Raw genomic sequence first — 12541 nt, forward strand, 5'->3', positions numbered from 1 at the left:
GGAAACAATTACTCGCTTGCTTTTGGGGGGATGTTCTTCATATTAAACCGGGGCTTGTAAGCCGGTTTCGTTGCTGGTTCTTCGGCTGGCGGCGTAACAGTTGGCTGTTCTTCTTCAGGGCCCTGTTCAGCTGTTGGTTCGTTTTCGGCAGGCTTAGGTTTTACCATTCCTGGATTAAATCGTGGCTTAAACCCAAGTTTGGGAGCGGGTGTTTCGGCAGATGCCTCAGGTTCTTCTTTTACCGCTGGTTTCTCTTTCTGCGGTTCTTCTGGCGTAGGTTCATTTTCCGTAGGCTTGGGCTTCATCATGGCCGCATTAAACCGGGGTTTAAAGGCTGGTTTTGCCGGAGTTTGTTCTACAGTGGGAGTCGTATTTTCTTCCTTTGCTTCGGGTTTTTCCTGTGGCTCTGAGGTATCTTCAGCAGGTTTCGGCTTCATCATCGCGGCTTTAAAGCGAGGCTTAAATGCCGGTTTTAGAGCATCGGTAGTAGGGGTAGCATCTTCTTCTTTTGCTTCTGCCTTTTCCTGTGGTTCTGTAGTATCCTCCGCTGGCTTGGGTTTCACCATGCCGGGATTAAACCGGGGTTTAAATACCGGTTTGGCTACGGTTTGATCAGCAGCAGGTGTGGTTTCTTCCGGCTTGGTTTCCTGTTTCTCTTCGGCGGGTTTGGCAACTCCGCCAGCCCTGAATTTAGGCGCGAAACCCAATTTGGGTGATGGCGCAGCGGCCTCTGTCAAGCTTTCGGTAATGGTTTGTTCGGCCAGCGGGTTTTCTATCCTTACTTTTTCCGTTTTTATTTCGGGTGCAGCCGGGAACTGTCGCCTGAGTTTATTGAACCAGTACTTTTTGGTATGGTCGAAACTCTTTTCTCCCATTTGCTCAAAGTGAGTTTTAAATTCAGAAAACAGCGCTGCCTCTGCCGCTTGTAAAGCAACCAGGTCGATCTTTTTCTTTTTAAAAAACTCTTCGAACAACATATTTTTTTGAGACTATTAGAAACAAGAGCCAAGAATCAAGACAAAAATATGGGGTCTGTCTTGATTCCTGACTCTTATCTCTTGCTTCTTTTTTAAAGATCCACATTCACATCCAACTGGTTAAAGTGGATGCCTTTATCGGTTTGTTTCCAGTCATCACGTTCCTCGTCGCTGGCGTTCATCAGCTTGGGGAACCATTCCAACGGGAAAGCCTGTTGTTTGCCATCTGGTTTTTCAACAAAAAGCAAGCCATTGGCAAAGCTTACTTTTACCTTTTTTTCTTCCTTACGTGAACTGAATAGTGGCATGGGGAATTAATTCAAAAGTTAAAATTCAAAAATCAAAAACTATGCCCTGCAAAGTTCGCGATTGCTTCGTCGTCCCTCCTCGCAGTGACAAGTTGTTGTATTTTCTTTTAAAAGCCCTCTCCCTTTAGGGGAGGGTTGGGTGGGGTTTACTCCGCCATATTGTGGTAAACCGCCTGCACGTCGTCGTCCTCTTCCAGGCGATCGATCAGCTTCATGATATCGGTAACCTGCTCTTCGGTAACTTCATGGAATGATTGCGGTACACGCTCCAACTTGGCCGATTTTACTTCAACACCTACTTCTTCCAGCGCTTTCTGCATTTTACCAAAATCTTCAAAAGCGGTATGGATCACACCGATATCTTTACCTTCCTCATCAGCCTCTACAAACAGATCTTCCAAACCAGCGTCTATCAGTTCGAATTCCAGTTCTTCCAGATCACGGTCGCCAGGCTCAAATGTAAAAACAGATTTGCGGGTGAAAATAAAATCCAATGATCCGGTTTTACCCAACGAACCACCGTATTTGGTAAAATAGCTGCGTACGTTGGCTACAGTACGGTTGGTATTATCGGTAGCGGTTTCTACCAATACGGCAACACCGTAGGGCGCATATCCTTCGTATACTAATTCTTCATAATCCTTTTCATCGCGACTGGTAGCTCTTTTTATAGCGGCTTCCACACGATCTTTAGGCATATTTACCGCCTTGGCATTTTGTACTGCGGTGCGCAGGCGCGAGTTGGTAGTAACATCACCACCACCTGCTTTTACGGCCATTACAATCTCTTTGCCTAAACGTGTAAACTGCACGGCCATTTTGGCCCAGCGTTTAAATTTTCTCTCTTTGCGGAATTCAAATGCTCTTCCCATAATTCTTTTTTTGTCCATGGCCCATGGTTCATAGTCCATGGATCAAGCGAATATAATATTTGTTTTATATAAGTGTCAAACCCTTAGCCTTTTGCTTTACGCATTCAGCCTTCGGCTTTATATAACGGTTTTTAAATTAGTCAGCATATCATTGGTCATGGTGGCCAGGTCATATTCCAGCTTCCAGCCCCAGTCTCTTTCGGCATAACTATCGTCAATTGATTTTGGCCAGCTATCAGCAATGGCTTGTCGCGGATCATTTTCGGCATAGCTTATTTCAAAACCGGAAATCTGCTTCTTGATCTCCTCTGCCAGTTGGGTCGGCGTAAAACTGATCCCCGCCAGGTTGTAGGATGAACGAATGGTTAGCTGCTCGGCAGGGGCATCCATTAAAGATATAGTGGCCCTGATGGCATCATCCATATACATCATGGGCAAAGCGGTATCAGCCGATAGAAAGCTGGTATACTTGCCTTTCTTTAAGGCCTCGTGAAATATATGCACGGCATAATCGGTAGTGCCGCCACCCGGATTAGCCCGCCAGCCAATGAGGCCGGGGTAACGGATGCTGCGTACATCCAGTCCGTATTTGGTAAAATAATACTCGCACCAGCGTTCGCCGGCCAGTTTGCTAAAGCCATAAACGGTATTGGGATCCATTACACAATACTGCGGGGTATGAAACTGTGGCGAGTTTGGCCCGAATACCGCGATGGAGCTTGGCCAAAAAACTTTGGCGGTTTTAAACTCCACCGCAAAATCAAGAATGTGGATGAGGCCGGTCATGTTTAGATCCCAGGCCAGTTTGGGTTTTTGTTCGCCTACGGCCGAGAGTATAGCTGCCAGTAGATAAACCTGGGTAGGGCGGTGTTTATCAAATATGTGGTGCAGATTGTCCTTATCCAGCACGTTCACCAGCTCGTACGGACCGCTATGGCGTATGGCATAACCCGGATCATTGATATCGGATGCTATAACGCTTTCGGCTCCATGTATCTTTCTTAAAGCAACAACCAGTTCTGTCCCTATCTGGCCGTTGGCTCCTATCACTAAAATCTTTTCGCTCATGTATAGTTTGAGTTTAGGCAAAGGTAAAAATTTGGGCGAAATGTGTTGAAGGTGTTAGTGAAGTTTATTCGGGCTTGAGTTGCGGTTTTGAATAGTTCAAGACCCGCTCTTGGCCGCGGGAGGGCAAGTTACTTTTTCTTGATAAAAAGTAACCAAAAATCAAGTCACCAGAGAGGCTTCTTTGCCGCACCTAGCCTTTTCCCTGCAAAACGGGCAGAACCAGGGCTGCAATTATTTGCCCCGCTTCGCTCGCTCAAGCCCCGTTCTTCTGCAAAACTTGCTATGCCCCGCATCCGCACAAGCCACCATTGTTCTGCCCGCTTTCGCCCGAAGCTTATCTGCTGACGGGGGAAGAAAAAGAGATCATGTTCCAAACAAATCAATAATTCACTAATTCAATAATTAAAATGCGTTAGCGATAGCAGCGGATACCGGCCCGTGCCTAATGCCTCGTGGCGTATGAGCGAATAGCGCGGGCCGGAGGCAACGCCCTTATTAGAGTTAAGAATCAAGAGATAAGAATTAAGATAAAAGCCTAATACCCTAGCTATTCACATCAATAAGAACGCGAGGAGATTGCCACGCTTCGCTCGCAATGACAATTATATTAATTACATAAACTACCAATCTGATAGATTAAGTTCAATTCCTCAAAAAAAAATCGCATATTTGGAGTTTAACAATTTATTATATAACAAATTAACAAAAATGAAAGTCGCAGTAGTAGGTGCTACAGGATTAGTAGGCACCAAAATGTTGCAGGTTCTTGCAGAACGCAACTTCCCCGTTACAGAATTAATTCCCGTAGCTTCAGAAAAAAGTATTGGTAAAGAAATTACTTTTAATGGTAAGCAGTTTAAGGTGGTTTCTGTTGAGGATGCGATTAAGATGAAGCCGGACGTAGCGATTTTCTCGGCCGGCGGAAGCACTTCATTACAGCAGGCTCCTTTATTTGCAGCTGCTGGTACAACTGTTATTGACAACTCATCGGCATGGCGCATGGATCCTACCAAAAAACTGGTAGTGCCCGAAGTAAATGCTGATGTATTAACCGCTGATGACAAGATCATCGCCAACCCTAATTGCTCCACCATACAAATGGTAGTGGCCTTAAAACCGCTGCACGATAAATACAAAATTAAAAGGGTAGTGGTTTCTACCTATCAATCGGTTACCGGTACCGGTGTAAAAGCTGTTGACCAGTTATTTAACGAGCGTAAGGGTATCGACGGACCAAAGGTTTATCCTTATACAATCGACCTGAACGTGATCCCCCAGATAGATGTTTTCACCGAGAACGGCTATACCAAAGAGGAGATGAAAATGATCCTGGAAACCAAAAAGATCATGGGTGATGATAGCATTAAAGTTACCGCTACTACTGTACGTATCCCGGTTATGGGTGGTCACTCTGAGTCGGTAAACATTGAGTTTTTCAATGATTTTGACCTGACTGAAGTACGTGAACTGTTAGCTAAATCGCCAGGTATTGTTGTAGTTGACGATCCTGCCAACCTGAAATACCCAATGCCGCTTGACGCGCATGACAAAGATGAGGTTTTTGTAGGCCGTATCCGTCGTGACGAAACCCAGGACAATACCCTGAACTGCTGGATAGTATCAGACAACCTGCGTAAAGGTGCTGCTACCAACGCCGTGCAAATTGCCGAATACCTGGTTGCCGCGCATTTGATCGGTCAGCCGGTTGAAGCATAAGTAGAATAATTTAACTTAGATAATATTTTAATAGGGATGATCGGTTGATTATCCCTATTTTTATTGCCTGATGTTTACCATGAAAACCATTAAGCTGATAGTCGTTTTCTGCTGTTGTTTAGCTTCAGCCCATTTATTTGCACAGAATAGTCCGCAGGCTATTGAGGGCGATCTGCTCCGGATACTCAAAAAAGTAAACTATTACGGATCGCACAAAAAAGAGTGGAAAGCGATGGATTCGCTGTTGAAGCAAAACAAGATCTTCGCCGTTAAGCTCAAATATTATACCTCCAAATATCCCGAAACCATTAAACAGCCTTTTACCTCATTGGTTAAAGAGCGTTTGGTAATAGCCACTTCTGCCGATGGTATATTCCGTACCTATTCCTGGAACACACAGCTGGGTGTTAAAGGCTTTGATATTTACAATGTACTGCAATACAAAAACGGGGGGCAAACGGTGTCGTTGTTAAAAATGGATACTATTGGCAAAAAAGGGTATGTATCCCTCTGGTACCCTAAAATATACACTTTTACCACCGCCGGCAAAGTCTATTACCTGGCTACTTATAACTCAGTTTATTCGGCTACAAAAGCAGGGCAGGGCCTGAAAATATTTACTATTGATAAAGGTAAGCTGATTGGTAACCCACCATTTATAAAAACACCTACCGGGGTATACAGCCAGCTGCATTATGATTTTGATGTAAGCTCCATTGCCGACTGGAAATCTTATCCGGCCATTTACTTTGACAAAGCAACCCAAACCATTCATACACCGCTGGTTGATTACAATCATAAAATGACGCATAAGCTAATCACTTATAAATTCACCGGTCGTTTTTTTGAGAAAGTAAAATGATACTGACTAAAGACAAAACCAAAAAATCAATTTTATGGACCGGTTTCTTGAAGTATTCAACGGCGTAGTAGAAAACAACCGTGCAGATCTTGAAAAAAACCAGATCAGTTCATTTGTTGGGTGGTGGTATGACTCATGGGTTTTAAAATTACAGAAAAAGGGCTGGTCGTCACCTGCATTACATGAAAACCCCATTCATTCCGGCATATTTTTCTCCATTTGGTTAACAGAAAAGGATCTGGAGAAATCAATGTTCAATTACAACATCCATGCGCTGAAACTCCGGGAATTGGAGGGATATGCCATCAAAAGCCGTGAATTTGCGAACGACTTCCGGTTGGCATTTACCCCTGATCAATCTTCCTGGAAAAATGTATCCGTAGGTTATGGCCCGCTTACACTCATGCAGGGATACATGCCCCTGGTGCAGGAAAGTTTTGAAAAAGACGTGGATGCCTTGGTTAAAAAATTCATCCCGCTCTGTCCTATTATCGACAAGCTACTTGAAGCAAGAAAAAAGTGAGGCGATCAATCAATTCATCCCCGCTTTTTAAAAAGTTAAAATGATAACTTAGCCAAATGATATCCTTTGCGCACCGTGTGTTTATGGAAGTGGCTGCCAACCTGAGTTTCAGCAAGGCGGCTCAGGTGCTGTTTATTACGCAGCCGGCCATCAGCAAGCATGTAAAAGCCCTGGAAGATCAATATAAAGTACCCCTGTTTGAGCGCAAAGGCAACAGCATCCTACTCACCGATGCCGGCAACAAGCTCAATGAATACCTGCAGCAGGCCACCGAAATTGAGCGAAAGATAGAGTATGACCTTTCGGTACTCAGCAACCTTTCGCAGGCAGCCGGGCATTTGCGTTTGGGGGCCAGTACCACTATCGCCCTGTATATTTTACCCTCTATACTTTCGGGTTTTCAGCGCGAATATGCCAATGTGGATGTGCAACTGGTGAACCGCAACTCGGAATATATCCTGAACGCCCTGCTTAACCACGAGGTCGATATCGGTATTATTGAGGTTGATAACAAGCTCACCACGGTATCTTATACACCATTTATGAGCGATGAGGTGATACCTGTATGCTCGGCTAAAAGTCCGCTGGCTGGTAAGTCGCTTACACTAAAACAACTTTTAAAAACGCCATTGGCAGTGAGGGAACGTGGTTCGGGCACATTGAACGCGGTATTAAAATCATTGTCGGCACTAAACATCAAACCGGCCGACTTATCTGTCAAGATCCGTCTGGGTGGTACCGAGGCCCTGAAAAACTTTCTCCTGGCCGATCAATGCCTGGGCTTTATGCCTCGCCCCTCCATCATCAGGCAGCTGGCCGAGGGCGACCTGGTAGAAGTACCAATTGAAGGCTTAAAGATCACCCGCGATTTCTTTTTCATCCGCCGTAAAGGAACAGAGGATTACGGTCTTACCAGCAACTTTATCAATTTCGCGCTGGGGCATAAATAGCCTCACCCCAGCCCTCTCCTTTGGAGAGGGAGCTAAAAGCAAATTCAAATAAATGATAAATAAAGTTCGTACTTGCGCTCGTTTGCAACGAGTGCTTAACATGGGTTTGCGTTTAAAACGCAATAGCGATACAATCGCCGTACCATAATAAGCACTCGTTGCAAACGAGCGCAAGGCGGGGGCCTTTTGAATTATAATACTTATCTCCTAACTTTATGTGAATTAAACGCAAACAACCATGAAACCGCTTATCCCCATAAAGTATATACTGCCCTTAGGGTTATTCGTGCTGGCTTTAAGCATTATAGTTAAATCTTTGTACCCTTCCGAACCAGATGCCATCGACGGGCTTTTAAAAGGCTTTAGCATTGGCGTGTTGATTTTATACCTTATTCAAAGTTTATACAAACGCAAAGAAACAATAACGGATAAATCCTGTTGAGTATATAGTAAGCTTATTATGCCGAGTTTGTCAACCGGGTACGCTGTGAAGCATGCTCTACAATCATTAAGGACAAATTCAGTACAATAACCTAACTGGGGGTAGAATCATTCGTGGTTCTGCCCTTTTTTATAGCCATAGATTTTATCTTTACCCCATGCCTGTAAAAAAAGTCTTGATCATTGGTGCCGGGATCGCTGGTATAGCTACGGCTATCCGTTTGGCGGTAAAAGGTTACCGGGTTGATATTTTTGAGGCCAATAATTACCCAGGCGGTAAGCTATCCGAGTTTGAGCAGGATGGTTTTAGGTTTGATGCCGGGCCCAGCCTGTTCACCATGCCGCAATATGTGGATGAACTGTTTACCCTCGCCGGTAAAAACCCTGCCGATTTTTTCAACTACCAAAAGCTGGATGTGGTTTGCCGGTATTTTTATGAAGATGGCACCATCCTCAACGCTTATGCCGGTCAGGAGAAATTCGCGGCGGAAGCAAATCAACAAACCGGCGAACCAGTTGATTCCATCAAAAGATATCTTAAAAACAGCGCCAACATCTACAGCATTACCAATCATGTTTTCCTGGAGCGCTCCCTACATCGCCTAAAAACTTATTTACATGGAGATACGGTACGTTCTGTTTTCAGGTTTCCACAGATAGATGCTTTTCGCTCCATGCACAAGGCTAATCAAAGTTTTTTTAAAGATAAACGCCTTACGCAATTTTACGACCGGTACGCTACTTACAATGGTTCCAACCCATATACCGCACCGGCTACATTGAATGTAATCCCACACCTGGAGCAGCATTATGGCGCCTATTTCCCCGAGGGGGGCATGTACAGCATGGTGAGCAGCCTGGTAAAACTGGCAGAATCATTGGGTGTTGTGTTTCATTATAACTCGCCGGTTGAAGAGATCGTTTTGGAAAAGCAAACTGCAAAAGCCATCAAAGTAAAAGACGAGCTGATACCCGCCGACGTCATCATATCCAACATGGATGTTTGGTTTACCTATCACAAGCTGTTAAAACAACATCCACAGCTATTTCCTAAAAAGATCCTAAGGCAGGAACGCAGCAGTTCGGCCCTGATATTTTATTGGGGCATCAGCAAACAATTCGCCCAGCTAAACCTTCATAATATTTTTTTCAGCAAGGATTATAAAGCCGAATTTGATCATATCTGGCAGCAAAAAGATATTTACCATGATCCAACCGTATATCTTAACATCAGCTCCAAATACAAAGCGGATGATGCACCTCCCGACTGTGAGAACTGGTTTACTATGATCAACGTACCCGCCAATAGCGGGCAGGATTGGAACAGTCTGATCAGCACCGCACGCCAAAATATATTAGCCAAACTTAGCCGTATCCTGGCTGAGAATATCAGCAGCTTGATCATATCCGAAAGCATTCTTGATCCGCGCGATATCGAGAGTAAAACATCATCGTACCAGGGATCGTTGTACGGCACCAGCTCCAACAACCAGTTCGCGGCATTTTCACGACATGCCAACCGGTCCTCATCAATTAAAAACCTGTACTTTTGTGGGGGTAGCGTGCATCCGGGCGGTGGCATTCCGCTTTGCCTGCTTTCGGCCAAAATTGTGAGCGATTGGATTTAATTATTGAATTAGTGATTTAGTGAATTATTGATTTTCTTAAAATAATCCTTCTTATCCGTCAGCAGATAAGCTTCGGGCGAAAGCGGGCCGAACGATGGTGGCTTGTGCGGCAGGAAGGGCATTAGCAATTTTGCCTGAAACAAGGGGCATGAGCGAACGAAGTGGGGGCAAAATTAAGCAGCCCGTGGTTCTGTCCGATTTGCAGGGCAAAGGCCTTGTGCGTAAAGAAGCCTCTCTGCTGACTTGATTTTTGGTTACTTTGTATCAAGACAAAGTAACAGCCCCAGCGGCAATTGAGCGCTCTACGATATACTAATCTACGTGCTTATCCCAAAGAGATTGCTTCGTACCTCGCAATGACGCACCGAGAGAACAGCAGGCAAAACGAAGTACAGACCGGATGAGTTGATCCGTTGCATGATAACACAAAAAGCCATTATCTTTACCCCTTCAATATAATAACCTATGAAACTTCAGCTTTTTGACAAACAGGTTTATACCGACAGAAGAAATGTATTAAAGCAAAATATCGGGCAAGATGGTATTATCCTGTTATTAGGTAACGAGGATAGCAGCATGAACTATAAGGATAATTGCTACCCCTTCCGTCAGGACAGTACTTTTCTTTACTACTTCGGCCTCGATGTGCAAAACCTGGCTGCCATAATTGATACCGATACCGGCGAAGAAGTAGTTTTTGGCAACGAACTAACCATTGACGATATCATCTGGACAGGCACCCTGCCTACCGTGCACGAAATGGCGGGGCTGGTTGGCGTTACCCAAACAAAGCCATCTGATCAGGTATTGCACTATGTACACAAGGCTCTGATAGCCGGCAGAAAAGTACATATTTTACCACCTTACCGCCCCGAAAACCGCATGAAACTGGCCAGCTGGTTTAACGTAAGTCTGGATGATGTGCAGGACCACGTATCGATTAAACTCATCAAAGCGGTGATCGCCCAGCGGGTGATCAAAACACCATTGGAAATCCAGGAGATGGAAAAAGCGGTATCTATTAGTGTGGATATGCAGCTGGCGGTTATTAAAGCCACCCGCCCTGGTATTAAGGAATATGAGCTGGTAGCCATAGCCAATGAAGTAGTAGCGGCAGCCAACGGTCGCCTGGGTTACCCGGCCATTATTACCACGCATGGCCAAACGCTACATACCCATTATTATGGTAACACCCTGCAGGATGGTAACATGTTATTGAGCGATATTGGCGCCGAAAATGACATGCACTACGGCGGTGATCTTACCCGCACCTTTCCGGTTGGTCGCAGCTTTACCAATAAGCAAAAAGAATTGTATGAGGTGGTGCTTAACTCCATGAACCACGCCATCAGTCTGCTTAAACCGGGCACACGTTATAAAGACATTCACCTGGCAGCCTGTCAAAAACTGGTAGAGGGATTAAAACAGGTTAACCTGATGAAGGGCGATGCGGCCGAGGCCGTTGCGGCCGGTGCGCATACCATGTTTTTTCAATGCGGCCTGGGTCATATGCTGGGGATGGACACGCATGATATGGAGGACCTGGGCGAGCCATACGTGGGCTATACCGATACCCTGAAAAAAGAAACCGTGTTCGGATTGAAATCCTTGCGCCTTGGTCGCGAGCTGGAAGCGGGCTACGTACTTACCGTGGAACCCGGTATTTACATCATCCCCGAGCTCATAGATCGCTGGAAGGCCGAAAACAAATACGCCGACTTTATCAACTACGATGTACTGAATACCTACCGCGATTTCGGCGGCATCCGTATTGAAGATAACTTTTTGATTACCGATAACGGCAGTCATTTGCTGGGTAAGTATTTACCGAAGACCTTGAAAGAGATTGAGGGATTGAGGGGGTAAAGAATTCTTTTTAATAAAACACGTCATTGCGAGCAGAGCGTGGCAATCCCTAACTGTACAGAGCGGCTCTGCTTATCGGGGATTGCCACGCTCTGCTCGCAATGACGTAATGGTTAAATATTGTTCTTAATTTTCCCTTACCATTTTCTCCAAAGCATCTATCCATATCGGCGAATCGTTCAAACTTTCTACTAACTGAACTTTTTCGCCGCCGAGGGCTTTAAACTCGTCACCGTATTCGGTAGTTACTTCATAAACAGTTTCCAGGCAGTCGGCCACAAAAGCGGGGCAAAATACCAGCAGACTTTTCTTGCCTTCCTTGGCCAGTTTGGCTACAATTTCGCTGGTATAGGGCTGTACCCATGGGTCGTTACCCAGGCGCGATTGAAAGCAGATGGTATATTTATCTTTAGGAATATTCAGTTTTTCGGCGATCAATTGTGCGGTATGATGAGATTGTGCCGAATAACAATTTTTATTGACATCGGTGAGCGTTTGGCAGCAATCGCTCGATTTTAAACAATGTTTTTGGGTATGATCCGCTTTAATCAGTTGTCTTTGTGGTAAACCATGAAAACTGAACAACACGTGATCATAGCTCTCCGGGTTATATTTTTGGGCGTTATCGGCAAAAGTGGCGATCATGCCTTCGTTATCATGAAAAGAGTTCAGGAAAGAGATGTTGGGCTTGGTACCCCAGGCTGCCAATAGTTCCATCACCTTATCATAAACAGAACCGGTACTGGCTGATGCATATTGCGGAAACAGTGCGATAACCTGTATATCATCCACCAAAGCGGCTTTAAGCCTGTTCAACGCCGATTCAATCGAAGGGTTTTGATAACGCATAGCCAACTCCACGATGTATTCATTGCCCAGGCGTTGTTGCAGGGCCTTTTGTTGTAGCAGGCTATAATGCATCAATGGCGACCCTGTTTCCTTATCCCAAATAGCCTGGTATAATTTAGCCGATTTTGGCGCCCTGAAGGGAGCTATTAGTCCACGTACTAAAAGGGTGCGTGATATAGGGTTGATATCAATTACCCTGGGATCCATCAAAAACTCATTCAGATAAGTACGTACATCGGCCGTTGAAGGGCTATCAGGTGTACCTAAATTCACTAATAAAACTGCTTTTTTACCCATAACTATTTCAGCCGCAAAAATATAAAATTATTGCCCCCTAACCCCCTAAAAGGGGAACAATTTACAAATGAATGATTGGTGGCCTTTACTCCGCGCGTCATTGCGAGGCACGAAGCAATCCCCGATAAGCAGAGTGGCCCTGTATAGCATAGAGATTGCTTCGTGCCTCGCAATGACGTTGTTT

Annotated in this window: 12 protein-coding genes; 7 read left to right on the top strand and 5 right to left on the bottom strand. The window is 45.0% G+C overall.

The window, feature by feature from the left end; genetic code table 11:
• Positions 1-8: 8 nt before the first annotated feature.
• The 4 genes from AC57BQ_RS20635 to AC57BQ_RS20650 form a co-directional block, all read right to left on the bottom strand.
• The gene (locus AC57BQ_RS20635) at positions 9-977 is read right to left on the bottom strand and encodes a hypothetical protein (protein ID WP_496408060.1); all 969 of its coding nucleotides are present in this window, start codon (positions 975-977) and stop codon (positions 9-11) included.
• Between the two features lie 92 nt (positions 978-1069).
• A complete protein-coding gene (locus AC57BQ_RS20640) occupies positions 1070-1285 on the bottom strand; it encodes a DUF2442 domain-containing protein (RefSeq protein ID WP_496408061.1) in 216 nt (71 codons plus the stop codon).
• A gap of 146 nt (positions 1286-1431) precedes the next feature.
• Positions 1432-2157 (bottom strand): YebC/PmpR family DNA-binding transcriptional regulator, encoded by a 726-nt coding sequence (locus AC57BQ_RS20645; protein WP_090470379.1) that lies wholly within the window; start codon positions 2155-2157, stop codon positions 1432-1434.
• 117 nt (positions 2158-2274) lie between these two features.
• Positions 2275-3225: an NAD-dependent epimerase/dehydratase family protein gene (locus AC57BQ_RS20650; protein WP_496408062.1), complete on the bottom strand. Its 951-nt coding sequence runs from the start codon at positions 3223-3225 to the stop codon at positions 2275-2277.
• 708 nt (positions 3226-3933) lie between these two features.
• Here AC57BQ_RS20650 and AC57BQ_RS20655 point away from each other — a divergent pair.
• The 7 genes from AC57BQ_RS20655 (at position 3934) to AC57BQ_RS20685 (ending at position 11211) form a co-directional block, all read left to right on the top strand.
• Complete coding sequence (locus AC57BQ_RS20655; RefSeq protein ID WP_496408063.1) at positions 3934-4941, top strand: aspartate-semialdehyde dehydrogenase; 1008 nt, start codon at positions 3934-3936, stop codon at positions 4939-4941.
• Positions 4942-5020: 79 nt separating this feature from the next.
• Positions 5021-5803 (top strand): hypothetical protein, encoded by a 783-nt coding sequence (locus AC57BQ_RS20660; protein ID WP_496408064.1) that lies wholly within the window; start codon positions 5021-5023, stop codon positions 5801-5803.
• Between the two features lie 34 nt (positions 5804-5837).
• Positions 5838-6326, top strand: coding sequence for a hypothetical protein (locus AC57BQ_RS20665; protein ID WP_496408065.1), 489 nt, complete (start codon positions 5838-5840; stop codon positions 6324-6326).
• A gap of 56 nt (positions 6327-6382) precedes the next feature.
• A complete protein-coding gene (locus AC57BQ_RS20670; protein ID WP_496408066.1) occupies positions 6383-7276 on the top strand; it encodes a LysR substrate-binding domain-containing protein in 894 nt (297 codons plus the stop codon).
• A gap of 238 nt (positions 7277-7514) precedes the next feature.
• Positions 7515-7718: a hypothetical protein gene (locus AC57BQ_RS20675; RefSeq protein WP_496408067.1), complete on the top strand. Its 204-nt coding sequence runs from the start codon at positions 7515-7517 to the stop codon at positions 7716-7718.
• A gap of 157 nt (positions 7719-7875) precedes the next feature.
• The gene (crtD, locus tag AC57BQ_RS20680; RefSeq protein ID WP_496408068.1) at positions 7876-9345 is read left to right on the top strand and encodes a 1-hydroxycarotenoid 3,4-desaturase CrtD; all 1470 of its coding nucleotides are present in this window, start codon (positions 7876-7878) and stop codon (positions 9343-9345) included.
• 465 nt (positions 9346-9810) lie between these two features.
• Positions 9811-11211: an aminopeptidase P family protein gene (locus tag AC57BQ_RS20685; protein ID WP_496408069.1), complete on the top strand. Its 1401-nt coding sequence runs from the start codon at positions 9811-9813 to the stop codon at positions 11209-11211.
• A gap of 126 nt (positions 11212-11337) precedes the next feature.
• Here the strand turns inward: AC57BQ_RS20685 and hemH are convergent, their stop codons facing one another.
• Positions 11338-12357, bottom strand: coding sequence for a ferrochelatase (hemH, locus tag AC57BQ_RS20690; protein WP_496408070.1), 1020 nt, complete (start codon positions 12355-12357; stop codon positions 11338-11340).
• Positions 12358-12541 lie beyond the last annotated feature (184 nt).

Source organism: Mucilaginibacter sp. BGA-UO-ETr-C110 (assembly GCF_059567985.1).

What these genes read in the sequence shown, in the direction of transcription:
- AC57BQ_RS20635 (WP_496408060.1), bottom strand. Translation starts at nt 977, where the DNA reads ATGTTGTTCGAAGAGTTTTTTAAAAAGAAAAAGATCGACCTGGTTGCT.
- AC57BQ_RS20640 (WP_496408061.1), bottom strand. Translation starts at nt 1,285, where the DNA reads ATGCCACTATTCAGTTCACGTAAGGAAGAAAAAAAGGTAAAAGTAAGC.
- AC57BQ_RS20645 (WP_090470379.1), bottom strand. Translation starts at nt 2,157, where the DNA reads ATGGGAAGAGCATTTGAATTCCGCAAAGAGAGAAAATTTAAACGCTGG.
- AC57BQ_RS20650 (WP_496408062.1), bottom strand. Translation starts at nt 3,225, where the DNA reads ATGAGCGAAAAGATTTTAGTGATAGGAGCCAACGGCCAGATAGGGACA.
- AC57BQ_RS20655 (WP_496408063.1), top strand. Translation starts at nt 3,934, where the DNA reads ATGAAAGTCGCAGTAGTAGGTGCTACAGGATTAGTAGGCACCAAAATG.
- AC57BQ_RS20660 (WP_496408064.1), top strand. Translation starts at nt 5,021, where the DNA reads ATGAAAACCATTAAGCTGATAGTCGTTTTCTGCTGTTGTTTAGCTTCA.
- AC57BQ_RS20665 (WP_496408065.1), top strand. Translation starts at nt 5,838, where the DNA reads ATGGACCGGTTTCTTGAAGTATTCAACGGCGTAGTAGAAAACAACCGT.
- AC57BQ_RS20670 (WP_496408066.1), top strand. Translation starts at nt 6,383, where the DNA reads ATGATATCCTTTGCGCACCGTGTGTTTATGGAAGTGGCTGCCAACCTG.
- AC57BQ_RS20675 (WP_496408067.1), top strand. Translation starts at nt 7,515, where the DNA reads ATGAAACCGCTTATCCCCATAAAGTATATACTGCCCTTAGGGTTATTC.
- crtD (WP_496408068.1), top strand. Translation starts at nt 7,876, where the DNA reads ATGCCTGTAAAAAAAGTCTTGATCATTGGTGCCGGGATCGCTGGTATA.
- AC57BQ_RS20685 (WP_496408069.1), top strand. Translation starts at nt 9,811, where the DNA reads ATGAAACTTCAGCTTTTTGACAAACAGGTTTATACCGACAGAAGAAAT.
- hemH (WP_496408070.1), bottom strand. Translation starts at nt 12,357, where the DNA reads ATGGGTAAAAAAGCAGTTTTATTAGTGAATTTAGGTACACCTGATAGC.